Here is an 18924-nt window from a genome sequence, read left to right as displayed (position 1 = left end):
TTTAATAATTGAAGTTGCGCATGCTTTCGCTCAAAAAACAGCCATACTATAAGTTGTGCCTGATGGCTGACAAGGGGGGGAACGTATGACCGTTGACGAACTTACACAATGTCTGTTGGACAAACTGGTCGATGCCAGAGCTGATCTTGCGACCTATATCCAGATGCGAAAAGCGAAAGGGTATATGTCAGTCAGCGAAAACGATCAATTACGCGAGCACTTCTTCGATCTTGCCAGGGAAATACGCGATAACGGTGTGCAACTGAACACATTGCAGGATGCCGATACCCGAGGGGCACTATATCGCGCGGAGGAGGCTATCTCCTCTGTGGCGGTGTGCCTGTTAAGCGGGCGCCAGGATTGCCCAACCTATATAGCGGTGAACGTCGAAAAACTGGAAAGAGCCTTTAACGTGCTGAATTTCAGTATCAAGTATCTTTCCGAACATGTATCGCTTGCCGAAATCTAAACGCGGGGGAGGCCACTCCCCCCTTTCTTTTTAAGCTTTTGTAAAAATCCCCTTTCGCCTTGCCGTGCTGGCTAACCTTTATGCAAACCATGAATAAAGGAGTGGGTCATGCATCGTTCCGCCGCGTTTATTATTCCTGCGATATTCCTTTCAGCCTCTGTCATCGCAGCCCCCGCGCCCGTGAAGGTTGAGGTGTTACAAACCAAACTCGACCACCCCTGGTCTCTGGCTTTTTTGCCAGGCGATCAGGGCATGCTGATAACGATGCGCGGCGGTCAGTTGCGACAATGGCAGCCGGGGAACGGCCTTTCTGACCCGATAACCGGCATTCCGAAGGTCTGGGCTAACGGGCAGGGAGGTCTGTTGGATGTGGTGCTGGCCCCGGACTTTGCTAAGTCTCGACGGGTCTGGCTGAGCTACGCCGAAGCCGGGCAGGACGGCAAAGCGGGCACAGTCGTGGGGTATGGCCGCCTTAGTGATGATGCAAAACACCTTGAGGCTTTCCAGGTGGTTTTTCGCCAGCAGCCCAAATTGTCGACCGGCAATCACTTTGGCGGACGCATGGTGTTTGACGGTAAAGGCTACCTGTGGATTGCGCTGGGGGAAAATAACCAACGCCCCACTGCACAAGACCTCGACAAATTACAGGGCAAACTGGTTCGTCTGACCGACCAGGGTAAAGTCCCGCCGGATAACCCCTTCGTTGGGAAAGCCGGAGCACGGCCTGAAATCTGGGCATACGGGCTTCGTAACCCACAGGGGATGGCGATGAATCCGTGGAGTCACACCCTGTGGATGCATGAGCATGGCCCGCGCGGCGGTGATGAAATCAATATTGCCGGGAAAGGAAAAAATTACGGCTGGCCGCTGGCGACCTGGGGGATAAATTACAGCGGATTACCCATTCCCGAGGCGAAAGGGGGGAGGGTCGAGGGGACCGAACAGCCCATTTTCTACTGGAAAAAATCGCCGGCTATCAGCGGCATGGCGTTCTATAACTCCGATGTCTTCCCCGAGTGGAAAAATAAACTCTTTATCGGTGCGCTGAAAGATGAAGATGTCATTGTGATGAGCGTAAACGGCAACACCGTGACCGAAGATGGACGCATCCTTAAAGACCGCAAGGCGCGCATTCGCGATGTCCGCGTCGGGCCGGATGGTTATCTGTATGTGCTGACCGATGCGTCAGACGGTGAACTGCTAAAAGTCAGCCCGGCGCGGTAAGGGGGCACCGGGCAGGCTTATCAGGTTACCGGAATCATCACCACGTCACGAAACGCCGGGCGCTGCGTCAGCGTCTGGTACCAGCGTTCAAGATGTGGGCGTGGCGTCCAGCTCAGCCCGATGTTGTAGAGGTTGTAGATAAAGGGCGCGACGGCAATATCACCGGGGCCGAACTCCGCGCCGGAGAGCCACGGCTGTTGGGCCAGGGCGTCGTCAAGCAGGGTAAAGAGCGCTTCACAGGCATTGATACCCGCTTCAATGGCCGCATTGTCGCGTTTTTCGACGGGGGTGCGCACCAGTCCCACCAGCAAAATACCGTGTTTCGGCGCCAGCGTGGACAGCGCCCAGTCCATCCACTTTTCCCCCTGTGCGCGCACCGCGGGTTCATCGTTCCACAGGCGGCGTTGACCATACTGCGCGGCCAGGTAGCGAACAATGGTATTGGATTCCCACAGCACAACGTCAGTTTCGTCATCGCGCAGCAATGGCACCAGACCGTTGGGATTCATTGCCAGAAATTCGGCTTCGCGGTTCAGGCCAAACGCGCCGCCCGCGAGAATGTGTTCGTACGGCAGTTCAAGCTCTTCAAGTATCCAGCGCACTTTTTTGACGTTGGAGGAGTTATTCCTGCCCCATAGCGTAATCATGTTACCCCCTTGTGTTTACCACCCAGTCTGAGGCCTTCCATGTTGAGATAAAGTTAACGTTCTGGCAACGATTTACAAAATTATCCACGCGCCAGAGCACAACAATATGTTATTGCATAAACTTTACTTTCCAGTGCTTTTATTCACGCTTGTTATGCGCTATTACTCACGGCTTGTTGCTGCACGGTGGTGCGACGTTGATTTCAGAATGGATACCTGGGTGGCCTATATGACGCATTTTTCTTTATTTCCACGCGGCCTGGCGGCGGGAGCCGCATTGATCGTTCTCTTTTCACCTTCTCTGTATGCATTGGAACAAGCGCCGGAGGCTCCGCCTGTTGATGCCCGCGCATGGATCCTCATGGATTACGCCAGCGGTAAGGTGCTGGCAGAAGGGAATGCCGATGAGAAACTGGACCCTGCCAGCCTCACCAAATTGATGACCAGCTACGTTGTCGGCCAGGCGTTGAAGGCAGGGAAGATTCACCTGACCGACATCGTGACGGTAGGTAAAGATGCCTGGGCTACCGGAAACCCGGCGTTACGGGGCTCTTCACTGATGTTCCTCAAGCCGGGGGATCAGGTCTCGGTGGCTGACCTCAACAAAGGGGTCATTATTCAGTCTGGCAATGACGCCAGCATCGCCATTGCCGATTTCGTGGCGGGCAGCCAGGATTCTTTCGTCAGCCTGATGAACAGCTACTCGCAAAAGCTCGGCCTGACCAACACCACCTTCAAGACCGTCCACGGGCTGGACGCGCCGGGGCAGTTTAGTACCGCCCGCGATATGGCGTTGCTCGGTAAGGCGCTGATTCACGATGTGCCGGACGAGTACGCTATCCACAAAGAGAAAGAGTTCACCTTCAACAAAATTCGTCAGCCGAACCGCAACCGTCTGCTGTGGAGTACCAGCATGAACGTTGACGGGATGAAAACCGGGACAACGGATGGCGCTGGGTACAACCTGGTGGCGTCGGCAACAATGGGCGACATGCGCCTCATTTCCGTGGTACTAGGGGCGAAAACCGACCGCATCCGTTTTAACGAGTCGGAAAAGCTGTTGACCTGGGGCTTCCGCTTCTTCGAAACGGTCACGCCTATCAAGCCAGACGCCACCTTTGTAAATCAACGCGTCTGGTTTGGCGCGCAAAGCGAGGCAAAACTGGGCGCGGGGGAGGCCGGTTCGGTCACCATCCCGAAAGGGCAACTGAAAAACCTGAAAGCCTCTTATACCTTAAGCGAACCGCAGCTTACCGCGCCGCTTAAACAGGGGCAGGTTGTCGGCACCATTGATTTTCAGCTTAACGGACAGACCATTGAGAAGCGCCCGCTGATTGTGATGGAAGCGGTTGAAGAGGCCGGATTCTTTGGCCGGATGTGGGATTTTGTGCTGATGAAATTCCACCAGTGGTTTGGCTGGTTCGCCTGATAACGGCACACCGTGCCCCGTGGGGGCACGGTCAGAATACCAGTTTGATCTGCTCAGCTTTGGCGAACTCAACCAGCGCTTCGTCCGGGCGACAGTCGCTGACGATAGCGTCAAAATGGCTCAAATCTCCCATGCACGCCGGACGCACTTTGCCGAACTTACTGTGATCAACTACCAGGACATGAAATTGCGCGCTCGCCATCGCCCAGTGTTTTAGCGGTAACTCTTCCAGATTAAAGCAGGTAACCCCCTGCTCAATGTGAACCCCGGCGGCAGAATAAAAGGCCATATCCGGGCGCAGATAGCTCAGTGTCTCTTTGAAATTGAGCGGCTGAAAAATGGCATTACTGGCATGAAATTCGCCGCCGCTCAGGATGGCGCGGCACAGCGGCTTTTCCTGGAGGGCAAGGAACGTATTCAGGGAGTAGCACACCCCGGTGAACGGCAGGTCGGCCGGAATGGCTTCGATAATCCAGGGGGTGGTGGTGCCGCAGTCAAAAAACACCATTTGGTGTGGCTGCACCAGTTGCGCGGCTAATTCTGCCGCGCGGCGCTTTTCATCGACCAGACGGGTTTTCTGATCGCTTAGCAGATAATGGCTGGCGGTGCGCGGCTCAAGCACGATATAGCCGCCCAGTAGCACAACCGGCGCGCTGTTGGCGCTGAGATCGCGGCGAATCGTCATTTCTGAAACACCCAGAAGGGCAGCGGCCTCTTTCAGATGCAGCTTATCGCTGCGCTTGAGCGCCGACAGTAACTGGCTTATCCGTTCGTCACGTCTTGTTTCCATAATACCCCTGAATAAAAGAAAGCCCCGCGTTTAGCAGGGCGTTCATCTTACCTTTGCCGCCGGGCTTAGTCACGTACCCAGCCCCGGCGAATCGGAAAGGCAAAACAGAGGCGGTAAATATGCTGTAGCGTGCGGTGCAGCGCCGGACCGAAGATCTGCCACAGTATCTGCGCGCTCAGACAACCGCACAGACCAACAAACAGACCGCCCACCATATCGAGCGGCCAGTGTACCCCCACGTACACGCGAGACCAGGCAATCGCCAACGCAACCAGCATCAGTACCGCGCCGGACCAGGCCCGATGCCAGGCAATGAAGGCAATGGCAAACGTAAAAATCACCGTACCGTGATCGCTCGGGAATGAGTAATCCGGCGAATGGGGCAGAAAGTTGTAACCGACATGATCGACAAACGGGCGGTTATGGGGGAACAGATGCCCCAACACCAGCGAAAGACTCATGCTGATCGCCATCGCCATGGTGACTTTAATGACTAACTGGCGCTGTGCGCTAAGCTGTTTACGCGGCCCCCAGAGCCATAGTGCTACGGCAAGTAGCGGCACGATGCTGATTACATCGTTGGCGATAAACCGTGCGGCGGCAATCATCCATGCGGGGGAATCCGGTGTGGCGTTGATCATCGCGAACAGCGTGTAATTCAGATTTTCCAACATGCTCTTTATGACTCCGGGCTCTGGCTGATGTGAATGTTTGATGACAGCGCTCACCTTAAAAGCGGCGCGATAAACGGTAAAGTCGTTTCCGCTTATTTCACGGAGAGTTAGACGATTCTTAAGCCGATTATTGCATTGATGTGACACGGTACGCAGGGATGATTAAGTAAACCTTAAGGTTGAAAAAAGTGCTTTCCACGGTGCGACTGGCATAATTCGCTATCGTCGACCGACTGCTTTGATTACACTCTGCGCGATTTTTCACGTAAAAGAGATGGCATGCAAAACCCTACACTTACTGGTCGCCGCCTGGGACGGCAGGCACTGTTATTTCCCCTTTGCCTGGTCCTGTACGAATTCTCAACCTATATCGCCAACGATATGATTCAGCCCGGTATGCTGGCCGTGGTCGAGCAATATCAGGCAGGGATTGAGTGGGTGCCGACATCAATGACCGCCTACCTTGCGGGCGGCATGTTTTTACAGTGGCTGCTGGGGCCGCTGTCGGACCGTATTGGCCGTCGACCGGTTATGCTGACCGGCGTGGTGTGGTTCGTAGTGACCTGCCTTGCCACGCTGCTGGCGCAAACCATTGAACAGTTCACCCTGCTGCGCTTTTTGCAAGGGATCAGCCTGTGCTTTATTGGCGCGGTCGGCTATGCGGCCATTCAGGAATCTTTTGAAGAGGCGGTGTGCATTAAGATAACCGCGCTGATGGCCAACGTGGCGCTTATCGCACCGCTGCTCGGCCCGCTGGTGGGTGCAGCCTGGGTTCATGCCGCGCCCTGGCAGGGGATGTTTGTACTGTTTGCCGTGCTGGCGGCGGTGGCGTTTGTCGGGCTGCAACGGGCGATGCCAGAAACCGCCACCCGGTTGGGTGAGCCGCTTTCGTTAAAAGCCCTGTGGCACGACTATGCGTTGGTGATGAAAAACGTTCGCTTCGTCGCCGGGGCGCTGGCAACCGGCTTTGTCAGCCTGCCGTTGCTGGCCTGGATTGCCCAGTCACCGATTATTATTATCAGTGGCGAACAGCTCAGCAGCTATGAATATGGGTTATTGCAGGTGCCGATTTTTGGCGCGCTGATTGTCGGCAACCTTGTGCTGGCGCGGCTGACTTCGCGGCGTACCGTGCGGTCGCTGATTATTCTTGGCGGCTGGCCGATTGCTGCCGGGCTTATCCTCGCGGCCATTGCAACGGTAGCCTCTTCGCATGCATATCTCTGGATGACGGCAGGTTTGAGCCTGTACGCGTTTGGTATTGGTCTGGCTAACGCCGGGCTGGTTCGCCTGACGCTGTTTGCCAGCGATGTCAGTAAAGGCGCGGTTTCGGCGGCGATGGGCATGCTGCAAATGCTGATTTTCACCGTCGGTATCGAAGTCAGTAAACATGCGTATCTGGTCGGCGGCAATGGCCTGTTCAGCCTCTTTAATTTGCTCAACGGCCTGTTCTGGCTGGGGCTGATGGTGATTTTCCTGCGTGATAAAAGCGTCGGGAATTCGCTCGAAAGCTAAGGCTCCACGGTGGGTGAGGGGAGAGCGTCATTCGGCAATGATGCGCTTTCGTTACCCGCGTTAGCCTGCGGGCAGCGGGTATCACGCAAGCCTTGGTCACTCGTTATTCTGCCTGTGATTATATCGACATATCTGTTATCACTTCCGGCGTGTCACCTTTACTGAAAACGCGTATCTTTGATGGCGATATTGCGGAGCACGACGCACCTGCCTGTTCGCAAACTATTCAGAAAAAACGTTAGGGACACCACCGATGACCTTCAGAAAGACGCTGATTTCTTTAGTGACCACATACACTCTTTTCCATTTAAGCCCTGTGCTGGCCGCCTCTGCGCCGGCATTCACGCCTGAGCAGGAAGCGCAAATCGGTAAAATCGCCGCCGACTACCTTGTTGCCCATCCGGAGGTGCTGGTGCAGGTCAGCCAGAAATTGCAGCAGCAAGAGCAGGAGCGTCAACAGATGGCGCTTACCCAGAAGGTGATGGAGAACCAGGAAGCCCTCTTGCGTGACAAAGATACGCCGGTGATTGGTCCACAGGATGCGAAAGTGGCGGTTATCGAATTCTTCGATTATCAGTGCATTTATTGCAGCAAACTCGCCCCGGAGCTGGAGAAAGTGATGAAGACCAGTCCGGACGTACGTTATATCTTCAAAGAGTGGCCTATTTTCGCATCGCGCTGGGAGAACTCAGAGAAGGCCGCGCTGCGCGGTCTTGATGTCTGGAAGCAGAAAGGCGCTGCCGGGTATGCCATCTATCACAACAGCATTTACCATACCGGGCATAACGAAGGCCAACTGACCGTCGAGGATATCAATGCTGCCGCGAAGGCTGCCGGTGCCACGGATAAGCCGCAGGTGGATTACAGCAATATCCTTGAGAACACCAATACGCTGGCGCAGACGCTGGAACTCACCGGGACGCCTGGGCTGATTGTGATGCCGGTTAAAGGCGCAACCCCGGAGAACATCACCGTCTTCCCTGGGCTGGCGAGCGCGGAACAGATTCAGGCCGCGATTAAAAAAGCCAGCCACTGATTCGCAACATTGCCGTCGGTAAACATTACCGGCGGCAATGCCAGTTATTGGTGTGGTGACGAATTAAAAAAGTATTAAACGTAAAATGCCCTGTTAATTATTTTTATCGAAAAAGTAGCCCCAGTACTTTCGGGGGGATTTATCTGTTATTCGCCATTCTTTTTGCGCCATTGTCCGGGTGGCGCATTATGAATTTTCTTAAAAGTCTTTGAGAAGCTTTGCTGATCGTCAAATCCGTACTTAGAGGCTATTTCAATAATAGGCATACTGGTTTTTTGTAGATCTGATGTCGCTTCCATGATCTTTTTTTGTCTGATGTATCGAGCAAGGCTGAGCCCTGTATGATCTTTGAAGATTCTTTGCAGGTGCCTTTTAGAATACCCCGCTCTTTTTGCAGCGATTGCTATGGTGATGTTTTTATCCAGGTTGGCGTCAATCCACATTGTTATTTCCATGATTACCGTTGCTTGTAATTGTGGCATTTTTCTGCGCCTCGCCATTATCTCTTTTTCGTCTATCCTCACTCTCCATTTTTGAAAACGTGTAGTTAGAATGTATAGGTGATGGCACCGGTAAAAGAGAACGTATTTCGTCTGAAAACAATAGGGCTATTTGCAACATCATCATTCAGCCAGTTATAACCCGCACTTAAGGTTGTTCCCCAATGCGTGTCAATTTGGTGGTTCCACAGCAGATTTGTACTTATGCCGTATAAGCCTCCGCCAGGGGTAAATGTTTGATATCCCGTGCGATCGCTCTGTTTTTGGCTGACACCATAATGAATTTGCATATAGCGGCGATCGCCGAACATGGCTGTATTCTGCAGTGCGATAGTATCGATTTCATTCTGCAAAGGAATAAGCGTAAAGGAAGCCTGATATTCTACCCCCTGGCTATCAGTGACAGGAAGAATGGCTTTTCCTTCAATGCTTACCCAGGGCGCTATGGACCAGCCAACTGCCAGCGCAGTATTCATGGCCGCTTTAATATTGCCCATTCCTTTTAATTCATTTGCGCCATCCCGCCAGTTGGAATTACGATCAGAACGCCCCAGGCTATAACCCAGCGAGTGTTCTAAATACAGGCCGTTGTCGGCCTGCAGGTCATATCCCAGACCCTTTTCCGAATCAACAAAAAACGCGCCTTTTCGCCCCTGAATAACGGGCAAGACCTGGAAAAATTGATGATTTGACCCGCTGTAACGCGGCGCGTATTGCCCTGCAATCCCCATGGTAAACGTGTCTGTATTAGCGGCGGTATCATCTGCATTTGCAAACGACGTTACCGAGGTAAAGAGTAAACCTGCCATCAACGGTACTGTTTTTTGGGGGAACATTGAGCATCTCCGGAATCATTAAAAGCGTATTATTTCAGCGCAAGGTTTTCTGATAGTTCAGTATGAAGGGCTGTTATCAATAAACAGTCAGGGAATTGTTAAGATACTGTCAAGTTCCGCTTTTTAGCGCGCTGTCTCTGATGAATTTAATCTTCTCCGGGCGGTTTATATCATTTGTCATTTTATTAATGCGCATTGACTGTCATAAAAAGGGTATTGTATGTATTGGCGTAACTGATCGGCAATTGCTGTTCTCTAAAAAAACCAGGGTACATAAATGGTTTGTCGAAAAATATTGATAATTGAAGACGATACGGATGCTGCCGACGTACTGGAAGCCTACCTCCGTCGGGATAGTTTTGACGTATTGATAGCAGAAAACGGGACTAAAGGGCTGGAAATGGCGCGACGCCTTAAACCCGATCTCATTCTGTTGGATATTATGCTACCGGGCATAAGTGGCACCGAAGTACTGGCTTCCATTCGGCGCGACAGCGATGTCCCGGTCATTATGGTCACCGCAATGGGGGAGGCGTCGGAACGTATTGGCGCATTGCGCTATGGCGCTGACGTTTTCGTTGTTAAGCCTTATTTTCCTGGTGAAGTCGTTGCGCGAGTCCAGGCTGTATTGCGCCGCACCGCGCGCGCTGAAAAACCCGAAGAGACACTTAACTGGCAAAATCTGTCGGTCAATACGGTGGCGATTACCGCCATTGTGACCGATCGCGAAAAACCGGCGATTGTTCTGGATCTTACCCCCTCTGAATTTTCCATGCTGACGACGCTAATGCGCCATCCCACGCGCCCTTTTACGCGGCAATTCCTGCTGGAACAATGCCTTCCGGACAGCGATGCGCTAGAGCGCGTTGTGGATACACATATTTATAATTTGCGTAAAAAATTAGAGAGCGCTGGGGTCACTGGCGTTCTGGCAAACGTGCGCGGTATTGGATACAGGTTCCAGCAACTATGAAAAGTCCCGTTCATCAGTCCCTGTGGCGCTGGATTTGCGCCCGTATCCTTGCCCTTGCCATCGGGACTGTGATTATCATTGCGCTGTGCATGTGGCTACGTTATGCCGTCCAGAATTACTGGGCTTTGCATGATATGCCCGCCAGTGTCAGAGCCGAATTCCTCGCATTGAAAGACAATCCGCATGTGAACCCGGATCGCTTCCATTACATTGTCGACACGTGGTGGGGAATCAGTTACTCGACCCCCTCCATTGCCTCGACCGACTGGATCATGGTTGGCGTACTTGTTCTGGTGATGATCCCTTTTATCGTCATTATGGGTCTACGCTACGCGCGGCCTTTATCCTCTCAGTTCAGCCGGTTACGAGAGGCGGCTGATAAAGTCACACAAGGGCAATTCGGCAGCCAGGCGGAACTTATCAAGGATGCGCCTGCGGAAATGATACGTTTCGCCGTTGATTTTAACAGCATGACACAGCAACTTGCCCTGTATGAACGCGAACTGCGCGCTTCGCATGTGGCGATGGCGCATGAACTTCGCTCCCCGTTAACGGCGGCCATAGGTCGGCTGCAGGGGATGCTGGATGGCGTCTTTAGCCCTACGCAAGAGCAACTGAGTATGGTGATGAACCAGTTGCTACTCCTGAACCGTCTTACCGGGGAATTACACTTACTTTCACTGGCGGACGCCGGACAGTTGACGCTCGATCGCCATCCTCTTTGCCTTGGGGAGTTATTGCGTGAGCGTGCAGCCTGGCTAAAGCTACAGGCGGATACATCAGGCGTGAGTATTAATGTTGTTGATACTGCACCTGCGCTTTTCAATGGGGATGCGCTGCGTCTGGGGCAGGCCTTCACGATTATTATGGAAAATGCCTTGCGCTATGGCCGACAGGGTGGGCATCTAAACATTGGCATTCGTCGGGATGCTGAGGTGTTCAGCATCACTTTTGCGGATGACGGCCCTGGCGTGGACCCCGATTTCTTACCGATCATTTTCGAGCGCTTCACGCGGGCCGATGCATCGCGGGCGCGGCATTCCGGGGGCAGTGGATTGGGGCTATCCATAGCCAGGGCTATTTGCCTTGCCCACGGTGGGAATATTGCCGCGTCTTTACCTGAAAAGGGCGGTCTGTTGATAGAAATAACACTGCCGTCTGACAACAGATAAATGCATTCTTGATGAATCCTTGATGAAAAATGAAGAGAATCTCGACTTCATAAAGATGTAATGACGCCATTACCGATCAGGAGTGGCGTTATGTCAGAAGAACTCACCGTGTTATTTCGTCAAAGTGTGCATCATCTTTTTAATGCCGCGCGTCAGTTTTCTATTCTTTCTTTTTTGCCGTTCATCGCCCCGCTGGTGTTCATTTTTTTACTGACCGGCTGTGGCGAGAAGGATACGCACAAGGCTGCGCCGCCGCGGCCCGTTCGCTACGTGGTTATCCAGACGTTATCCTCTTTGCCGGTCGATGTGCGAACCGGAGAAATACGTGCCCACGATGAAACCCTGCTCGCTTTCCGACTGAGTGGCCGCATGGTGAGCCGTCTCGTTGATATCGGCGATCATGTGCATGCGGGACAAGTGCTGGCCACATTAGAAAACCAGACCGGCACAAATGAGCTTGCCAGCGCCAGCGCCGATGTGGAGAGCGCCAAAGCAGCCGAACAAGTCGCGTTGCTGAATTTGAATCGCATGCAAAAATTGTTGCCCTCCGGCGCTATCGCCCGTACTCAGCTTGATACGGCGCGCGCTGACTGGCAATCGGCGGCCTCACGCCTTAAAAGTAGTATGGCCGCGTTGCGCAATGCGCAGGATAACCTTGCCTGGACAAAACTGACTGCGCCTGCAGATGGCGTGATTACCCGCGTCAGTGTTTCTGCAGGGCAGGTCGTCAGTGCAGGACAAACGGTCTTTACCCTTGCGACCAGTGAGGCACGCGATGTGGTATTTGATATTGCTGACCCGCAGCAACTTTCCGCACCCGATGCAAAAGAGCGGGTATTTCAGGTCGCGTTGCTGTCGAATCCAGACGTAAAGACCACCGGCATACTGCGTGATATCAGCCCGCAGGCCGACCCACAAACCCGAACCTGGCAAGTCAGAGTCGCTCTTAACGACCAGCCCGCCATGGCGTTAGGGGCAAGCGCGACCATTGAAATACCGTCGTCAACATTGCCTGGTTATAGGATCCCAGCCTCCGCGCTGAGTCGCACGGGCGATAAACCCGCCATCTTTGTTATTGGTAATAACGGAGAGGCGCAGTTACGTGAGGTCACTTTATCAGGCTACTCGGCTGCTTCCGCGTTCGTTTCATCCGGCCTGCATCCCGGCGATAAAGTCATTACCGCAGGGGTGACTAAGTTACGCGATGGCGAAAAAATTATTCCGGGGGAGCGCCAGTCATGAACGCTCCCGATAAAAAGCAACGCTTCAACCTTTCCGCCTGGGCGCTTGAACATCAGCAACTGGTAAGCATGTTTATGATGCTGATTCTTGTGGCGGGGATCCTCTGTTATCAAAAGCTCCCGCGTAATGAAGATCCGGCATTTACCATAAAAACGGCGGTGGTCTCTGCGCAGTGGCCCGGCGCCAACATTGAGGATACGACCCGGCTGGTGACCGATGTGCTGGAGAAAAAACTGCAGGAGACACCCTGGCTTGATTATATAGAAAGTGAAACCCGGGCAGGCAGTAGCGTGATTTATGTGAACTTGCGAGACGACACGCCACCGCAGAACGTTCAGGGGATCTGGTATCAGGTGCGTAAAAAAATGCAGGATATCGCAACCTCGTTACCCGAGGGGGCGCAAGGGCCTGCTGTGAATGATGAATTTGATGATACGTTCGGCACTATTTATGCTTTCACTGCAGACGGTTTCACTTCGCGGGAGTTACGCGATCGCGTAGAAGCTGTCCGGCGTAATCTGATGTCGGTGAAAGATATCGGGAAGATTACGCTTCTGGGTGAACAGCAGGAGCAGATGGTTATCGCCTTTTCCCCCCGACAACTTGCCGGTATGGGATTAGATGTTCAGCAGGTGAGCGAGGCATTAAAGGCCCAGAATGCCGTTGAACCCTCCGGAACGATTCGTACCGGAAACGATAACGTTGCCTTGCGTGTGAGCGGTGCGTTGACCTCAGAAGAGAGTCTTCGCGGTGTCACACTGCATATCAATGATCGCTACATTCCCCTGACGGATATTGCGACCGTCACGCGTCAAATTGCCGAGCCCGCCACCCCTGTTTTTCGGGTAAACGGACAGCCTGCGATAGGGCTTGCGATTTCGATGGCCTCAACCGGCAACATGTTGCTTTTCGGTAAGACGCTTAACGCCAGAATGGAGGAGGTCAAAAACCAGTTACCGCATGGTATTGAAATGGTAAAAGTTGCCGATCAGTCTGTGGTCGTGAGCGATGCAGTCAGCAGCTTTGTCCGCGTGCTTATCGAAGCCGTTCTGATCGTTCTGGCTGTTTCATTTATCTCGCTCGGTATGCGCGCCGGGCTGGTCGTTGCTGCGGCAATACCTCTGGTACTGGCAATGACATTTGTCGGCATGATGCTAGCCAATATTGGCTTGCAGCGCATCTCTCTGGGCGCGCTCATTATTGCGCTCGGGCTTCTGGTCGATGATGCGATGATAACAGTTGAAGCTATGGTGGCGCGGCTTGAGGCGGGCGACTCGCGTAAAAACGCCGCCACTTATGCGTTCAAAACCACGGCTTTTCCCATGTTGACGGGCACCCTGGTGATGATAGCGGGGTTTATTCCTGTCGGCTTTGCGGCGTCGAGTGCCGGAGAATATTGCTTCTCACTGTTTGCCGTTGTCCTGATTGCGCTACTTTGCTCCTGGGTCGTCGCCATCCTGTTCTCGCCACTGACCGGTACCTGGTTACTTCCTGCGCATGTTAAGCATCATGGCGGGAGCGCAGGCAGGCTTTCTCAGGCCTATCGTGCGTTACTGGATCGCGTGTTGCGTTATCGGTTGAGGACAATCGGAATTGCCCTGATGGCGCTTATTTTGTCAGGCGTTGGGGCGACCTACATGCAAGGGGAATTTTTCCCGGCATCGGATCGGCCCGAACTGCTGGTCAGTCTCTCGCTCCCGGCGAATACGTCACAACCCGAAACAGAACGGCAGGCCGAGCGTCTCGAAAAAGCGATAAGCGGTAATGAAAATATTGATCACTACACGACCTATGTCGGATCGGGCGCCGTACGTTTTTATTTGCCGATGGAAGTCTTGCTGGATAATGAAAACACTGCGCAACTCGTTATCGTCGCCAAGGATTTAGCGGCAAGAGACCGTTTACAACGGCAACTCGCGGCTCTGTTAGCCAGCCAGTTTGGCGAGCTGACGACGCGGGTATCCCCCCTCGAATTAGGGCCGCCAGTAGGCTGGCCGATAAAATATCGCGTGAGCGGGCCTGACTATGCCCAGGTGCGCTTAATCGCCAACCGTGTTGCCGCTAAAACGGGAGCATCGCCTTTCACTCGCGAAGTTAACCTGACCGCGGGCGAACCGGAAAGAGTGATCACCTTTAATGTTAACCAGACTGCTGCACGGGCGGCAGGCGTCTCCTCAGAGGATATTGCTCAAACGCTTAATACGGTCTGGTCTGGTCGGACCGTCACCACCGTGCGGGATAATGATCGCCTCGTGGATGTGGTGCTACGTGCAAACGATAAGGAGCGTCTGGATATCAGCACGTTATCGTCACTGGTGCTGACAACCTCGGCGGGAAAGAAAATTCCCCTTAGCGAAGTCGCCACGCCCGTATGGGGCGTTGACGATCCGGTTATCTGGCGTCGCCAACGGCTGCCTTTCATTACCGTGCAAACAGACCTGGCGCCGGGCCTTAATGCACAGACCGTGTCGTCTGCTCTGCGTGCGGATATCGATACATTACGCGCGCAACTGCCCGCGGGATATCACATCGAAGAAGGGGGCACGGTCGCGGAATCGGAGAAGGGAAATAGCTCCGTTTTCGCGGTGTTACCTGTGACGCTCATCGCCATGCTGGTTCTGTTAATGATTCAGTTGCAGCGTTTCTCCCGCATGTTGCTGGCACTCTTTATGGCGCCTTTTGGCTTGCCTGGCATCGTATTAGCCATGCTGCCGACAGGTACGCCGATGGGGTTTGTGGCATTGCTGGGCGTGATCGCGCTGGCAGGGATGATTATTCGCAATGCGGTCATCCTGATAAGCGAAGTGGACAGTAACCTGGCGCAGGGGATGGCTTCGCGCGACGCTATCGTTGCGGCAGCGGAACATCGTTCACGTCCCATTGTTTTAACGGCCTGCGCGGCAATACTGGGGATGATCCCCATATCACATCAGGTTTTTTGGGGGCCGATGGCCTATGCCATTATCGGGGGGCTTCTTGTGGCCACGCTGGTAACACTGACGGTATTACCTGCTTCATTGAGCCTGCTGCTAGCCAGAGAAGAGAGGACAACTAAACAGAAATAAATAAGAAAATGCGCGCGCGTTATTTCTGTTGAAGGGTTAGTGATGATCGTCAATCTGATGTTCGATGATCATCCCTTCACCGACGCTTGCCAGATGGCGGGCACGAGGTGCAACGCGGACCACAGGCGCAGGGGCAACGACCTGCGGCGCAACATAGGTTGTTTGCGCTGTCGGGGTGTTGATGGGGACTAACTCGATTTTGTAACCGTCCGGGACATTGACCGTCACGTTTTGCGCCAGAGCGCCGATGGAGAGCGTACTAAACAGCAGTGCCGTTAACAGTTGAATTTTCATTTTCGCCTCGATAATTGACGGTGGCTGGCAGAGCGCCAGCCACGCAGTGGGGCGAAGTATGCGTAATCGATCCCGGCAATGTGTTGCCGCGTGTGCGCATTACTCGGTTGCGGATTGCATGTCGCGCTCCGGCTTTGCTACCGCTTTAGCAACCAGTGCGGCAACCAGTACGAGGCCTAAGACTACCAGCATCGCGCTGCGCAATCCGTAGTGTTCCCCTAAGAAACCAAGCAGCGGCGGCCCCACCAGAAACGCCAGATAACCCGTAGTGGCGACTACGCTGACGCGGGTTGGCGCATCGGGGCCGGTATCGCTGGCGGCAGAAATGGTCAGCGGGAAGCCCAGCGATGCTCCCAGTCCCCAGAAGATCACCGACATTCCGGCAATCCATGCATTATCGACAAAAATAATCAGCCCAATACCCAATGCCCCCATCATTGCGCTGGCGCGAACCACGGCGACGCGGCTGTAGCGGTCGATAAACCAGCCGCCGGTAAAGCGCCCGACCGTCATGCCGAGGGTAAAACCGGCATAGATCAACGAGCCGGAGGTGGGGTTAAACCCGTGTCCGTCGACCATCAGTAGCGGCAGCCAGTCATTGGCAGAACCTTCGGCAAAGGCCATTGCCAGCACCACCACCCCAATCAGCAGCAGTTGAATATCGCGATAAAAGGGCAGGCCCGCTTTGTTACGTGCTTTATCTTCCGGCGTGTCTTTTCCCGTCCCTTCGGGGATGGCAGAAATAGCCAACACGATAGGCGTAATGGCGACCACGGCCGCCAGCAGAATGTGCAAGGTTGCCGGCGTACCCAATGCGGTCAGGGTCATACCAACCCCTGCGCCAGCCAGCGTGCCGAGGCTGTAGAAGCCGTGCATCATCGGCAGAACGGTTTTGTTCATTTCGCGCTCGACCACCGCGCCTTCAATATTTATCGCCACTTCGCCTGCCCCCATACTGCCGCCAAAAAACGCCAGTCCAACGGCAAACAGCAACGGGGAAGCCAGCCACAGGGCGAGACTTAACACCAGCATGCCGGCGATGGCGGCAGCCATACTGGCACGAATGACTTTGCGCGTACCAAAGCGTTTCACCAGCCAGCCGGATGAGAGGATGCCACTCATGGAGCCCACGGAGAGGCCAAACAGCACGGCACCCATCTCCGCCGTTGAGACAGATAAGATGTCGCGGATGGCTGGGGTACGGGTCGCCCACGACGCCATCAACAGTCCCGGGATGAAGAAGAAGGTAAAAAGCGCCCAGAGCCGGTGTTTTAGCGCATTACGATGTGAGGTGACTGGCATTACGTCGCATCCTGCAAGGAAAAGAGAGGACAACACTAGCAAGCATGTGTACATTTGTACACATCTGATTGCGAGGATTTATGAGCCGACGACCGAACGACCCGCAGCGGCGTGAACGCATCCTGGATGCCACGCTGGAGACCATTGCGCAGCACGGTATTCATGCCGTCACCCACCGAAAAATTGCCAGTTGTGCCGATGTGCCGCTCGGTTCTATGACCTACTATTTTACCGGCATTGATGCGCTGCTGGATGAAGCTTTTACCCGCTTTACGCAGCAAATGTCCGCGCAATATGCGGCCTTTTTTACTCAGGTTGATAGCGCCGCAACCGCCTGTGATGCCGTTACTGAGCTGATTTTCAGTGCTCAGGTGACGACACCGCACAATATGGAGTTGATGTATCAGCTTTATGCCCTGATGAGCAAAAAACCGATGCTGAAAAGCGTAATGCAAAACTGGATGCGCACCAGTCAGACCACGCTGGAGCGATGGTTCGATCCGGTAACCGCCCGTGCGCTGGATGCCTTTATCGAAGGGATGACGCTGCATTTTGTGGTGGACCGGGAACCGCTGAGCCGTGCAGATATTCGCGCGATGGTGGGCAGGATTGCGGGTGAGTGAGAGTATGGCACAGAACGTGGACAAGCTGTCCGCGCGCAAGCGCGATAGAGGTTTTGTCCATTACCCACAAAAACTACCCACAAAAACTGGAAGTAGCAATCATTGCAGAACTTCAAACTGTCCTGTCGGCACCGAAAAGACCAATGCCCTGACCATGCTACTGGACACTATCGACCTGCTGGCGGAGTTGGCCAGTCAGTGTGCCAGCCATACACACCCCGGAACGGGCGCGCCTGTGCAGTCTGGCGCGTTTACGCAGACGGCGACAAAAGCAGGAACAACCAAGGGAAAATACGCCGCTATCATTGCCTGAATGAAATCATCTTAGCCCGCCAGTGTGCGGGCTTTTTTGTCTATAGAAAACCCCCAGCTAGGCTGGGGGTTCCGGAAAGCTTTCAGCTTTAAGCCAGTTATTAAAACCCCTTTTGATTTGTTAAAACAGCTTGCGGTCTGGCAACTGCAAAAGTTCAACAAGAAATCAAAAGGGGGTCCCGATGGGGGACGAAAAGAGCTTAGCGCACACCCGCTGGAACTGTAAATATCACATAGTTTTTGCGCCGAAATACCGAAGACAGGCGTTCTACGGAGAGAAACGTCTGGCGATAGGCAGCATTTTAAGAAAGCTGTGTGAGTGGAAAAACGTACGGATCCTGGAAGCTGAATGCTGTGCAGATCATATCCATATGCTTGTGGAAATCCCGCCCAAAATGAGCGTATCCGGCTTTATGGGATATCTGAAAGGGAAAAGCAGTCTGATGCTTTATGAGCAGTTCGGAGATCTGAAATTCAAATACAGGAACAGGGAGTTCTGGTGTCGGGGATACTACGTGGATACGGTAGGGAAGAACACAGCGAAGATACAGGAATACATAAAGCACCAGCTTGAGGAGGATAAAATGGGTGAGCAGTTGTCGATCCCTTATCCGGGCAGCCCGTTTACGGGCCGTAAGTAAGGAAGTTTGATGCAAATGTCAGATCGTATGCGCCTGTTAGGGCGCGGCTGGTAACAGAGCCTTACAGGCGCATCTGAAAAACCTCCGGCTATGCCGGAGGATATTTATTATGCCCCTTCGCCAGACGCACCACAATGCGCTGTGAGCACCTCTCCAGGCAGAACATCCAGTGAGTAATCCCCC

General features: G+C 53.7%; 18 protein-coding genes and 1 pseudogene. 12 read left to right on the top strand and 7 right to left on the bottom strand.

Annotated elements, in window-relative coordinates; genetic code table 11:
• Nucleotides 1-85 precede the first annotated feature (85 nt).
• Nucleotides 86-469 carry a biofilm formation regulator BssR gene (locus MRY16398_RS19905; RefSeq protein ID WP_039077160.1) on the top strand — a complete coding sequence of 128 codons (384 nt, stop codon included), beginning with the start codon at nt 86-88 and terminating at the stop codon, nt 467-469.
• 108 nt (nt 470-577) lie between these two features.
• Complete coding sequence (locus MRY16398_RS19900; protein ID WP_039077159.1) at nt 578-1693, top strand: PQQ-dependent sugar dehydrogenase; 1116 nt, start codon at nt 578-580, stop codon at nt 1691-1693.
• Between the two features lie 20 nt (nt 1694-1713).
• On the opposite strand, the gene MRY16398_RS19895 is transcribed toward MRY16398_RS19900, so the two are convergent.
• The gene (locus MRY16398_RS19895) at nt 1714-2340 is read right to left on the bottom strand and encodes a glutathione S-transferase family protein (RefSeq protein ID WP_125125064.1); all 627 of its coding nucleotides are present in this window, start codon (nt 2338-2340) and stop codon (nt 1714-1716) included.
• 229 nt (nt 2341-2569) lie between these two features.
• On the opposite strand from MRY16398_RS19895, the gene dacC reads away from it, so the two are divergent.
• Nucleotides 2570-3769, top strand: coding sequence for a serine-type D-Ala-D-Ala carboxypeptidase (gene dacC / locus MRY16398_RS19890; protein WP_125125063.1), 1200 nt, complete (start codon nt 2570-2572; stop codon nt 3767-3769).
• A gap of 31 nt (nt 3770-3800) precedes the next feature.
• Here dacC and deoR read toward each other — a convergent pair whose 3' ends face one another.
• Nucleotides 3801-4559: a DNA-binding transcriptional repressor DeoR gene (deoR, locus tag MRY16398_RS19885; protein ID WP_039078476.1), complete on the bottom strand. Its 759-nt coding sequence runs from the start codon at nt 4557-4559 to the stop codon at nt 3801-3803.
• 65 nt (nt 4560-4624) lie between these two features.
• Entirely contained in the window at nt 4625-5233 is a 609-nt protein-coding gene (gene ybjG, locus MRY16398_RS19880) for an undecaprenyl-diphosphate phosphatase (RefSeq protein WP_108701753.1), read from the bottom strand.
• 279 nt (nt 5234-5512) lie between these two features.
• On the opposite strand from ybjG, the gene MRY16398_RS19875 reads away from it, so the two are divergent.
• Together MRY16398_RS19875 and MRY16398_RS19870 are read left to right on the top strand one after the other, a co-directional pair.
• On the top strand, nt 5513-6745 hold the full coding sequence (locus MRY16398_RS19875; protein ID WP_125125062.1) for an MFS transporter: 1233 nt from the start codon (nt 5513-5515) through the stop codon (nt 6743-6745).
• A gap of 253 nt (nt 6746-6998) precedes the next feature.
• On the top strand, nt 6999-7781 hold the full coding sequence (locus MRY16398_RS19870; RefSeq protein WP_125125061.1) for a DsbA family protein: 783 nt from the start codon (nt 6999-7001) through the stop codon (nt 7779-7781).
• Between the two features lie 146 nt (nt 7782-7927).
• Here MRY16398_RS19870 and MRY16398_RS19865 read toward each other — a convergent pair whose 3' ends face one another.
• Nucleotides 7928-8263, bottom strand: a complete 336-nt coding sequence (locus MRY16398_RS19865) for a helix-turn-helix domain-containing protein (protein WP_039078480.1) — start codon at nt 8261-8263, stop codon at nt 7928-7930.
• Between the two features lie 65 nt (nt 8264-8328).
• Nucleotides 8329-9117: a MipA/OmpV family protein gene (locus tag MRY16398_RS19860; protein ID WP_039078481.1), complete on the bottom strand. Its 789-nt coding sequence runs from the start codon at nt 9115-9117 to the stop codon at nt 8329-8331.
• A gap of 277 nt (nt 9118-9394) precedes the next feature.
• Between MRY16398_RS19860 and MRY16398_RS19855 the strand changes: the two genes are divergently transcribed.
• From MRY16398_RS19855 to MRY16398_RS19840, 4 genes are all read left to right on the top strand, one after another.
• Nucleotides 9395-10090: a response regulator gene (locus MRY16398_RS19855; RefSeq protein WP_125125060.1), complete on the top strand. Its 696-nt coding sequence runs from the start codon at nt 9395-9397 to the stop codon at nt 10088-10090.
• Nucleotides 10087-11262 carry a sensor histidine kinase gene (locus tag MRY16398_RS19850; protein WP_039078483.1) on the top strand — a complete coding sequence of 392 codons (1176 nt, stop codon included), beginning with the start codon at nt 10087-10089 and terminating at the stop codon, nt 11260-11262. The genes MRY16398_RS19855 and MRY16398_RS19850 overlap by 4 nt, the downstream gene beginning before the upstream one ends.
• Nucleotides 11263-11352: 90 nt before the next feature.
• The gene (locus MRY16398_RS19845; RefSeq protein ID WP_125125059.1) at nt 11353-12504 is read left to right on the top strand and encodes an efflux RND transporter periplasmic adaptor subunit; all 1152 of its coding nucleotides are present in this window, start codon (nt 11353-11355) and stop codon (nt 12502-12504) included.
• A complete protein-coding gene (locus MRY16398_RS19840) occupies nt 12501-15569 on the top strand; it encodes an efflux RND transporter permease subunit (RefSeq protein ID WP_125125058.1) in 3069 nt (1022 codons plus the stop codon). The genes MRY16398_RS19845 and MRY16398_RS19840 overlap by 4 nt, the downstream gene beginning before the upstream one ends.
• A 36-nt stretch (nt 15570-15605) precedes the next feature.
• On the opposite strand, the gene MRY16398_RS19835 is transcribed toward MRY16398_RS19840, so the two are convergent.
• Nucleotides 15606-15863, bottom strand: coding sequence for a hypothetical protein (locus tag MRY16398_RS19835; protein ID WP_039078486.1), 258 nt, complete (start codon nt 15861-15863; stop codon nt 15606-15608).
• A 99-nt stretch (nt 15864-15962) separates the two neighbouring features.
• A complete protein-coding gene (locus MRY16398_RS19830) occupies nt 15963-17165 on the bottom strand; it encodes an MFS transporter (protein ID WP_039078487.1) in 1203 nt (400 codons plus the stop codon).
• A gap of 80 nt (nt 17166-17245) precedes the next feature.
• On the opposite strand from MRY16398_RS19830, the gene MRY16398_RS19825 reads away from it, so the two are divergent.
• The 3 genes and pseudogenes from MRY16398_RS19825 to tnpA all read left to right on the top strand — a co-directional run bounded on the left by MRY16398_RS19825 (nt 17246) and on the right by tnpA (nt 18741).
• Nucleotides 17246-17788 (top strand): TetR/AcrR family transcriptional regulator, encoded by a 543-nt coding sequence (locus MRY16398_RS19825; protein ID WP_039078488.1) that lies wholly within the window; start codon nt 17246-17248, stop codon nt 17786-17788.
• Nucleotides 17789-17912: 124 nt separating this feature from the next.
• Nucleotides 17913-18101, top strand: a pseudogene (locus MRY16398_RS31310) (hypothetical protein); the annotation flags it as partial.
• Nucleotides 18102-18282: 181 nt separating this feature from the next.
• The gene (tnpA, locus tag MRY16398_RS19810; RefSeq protein WP_038918153.1) at nt 18283-18741 is read left to right on the top strand and encodes an IS200/IS605 family transposase; all 459 of its coding nucleotides are present in this window, start codon (nt 18283-18285) and stop codon (nt 18739-18741) included.
• The last annotated feature ends 183 nt before the right edge of the window (nt 18742-18924 follow it).

This window comes from Phytobacter sp. MRY16-398 (genome assembly GCF_003925915.1).
In the GTDB taxonomy this organism is placed as follows: domain Bacteria; phylum Pseudomonadota; class Gammaproteobacteria; order Enterobacterales; family Enterobacteriaceae; genus Phytobacter; species Phytobacter diazotrophicus.
This window is presented reverse-complemented; position numbering and strand designations above follow the sequence as displayed.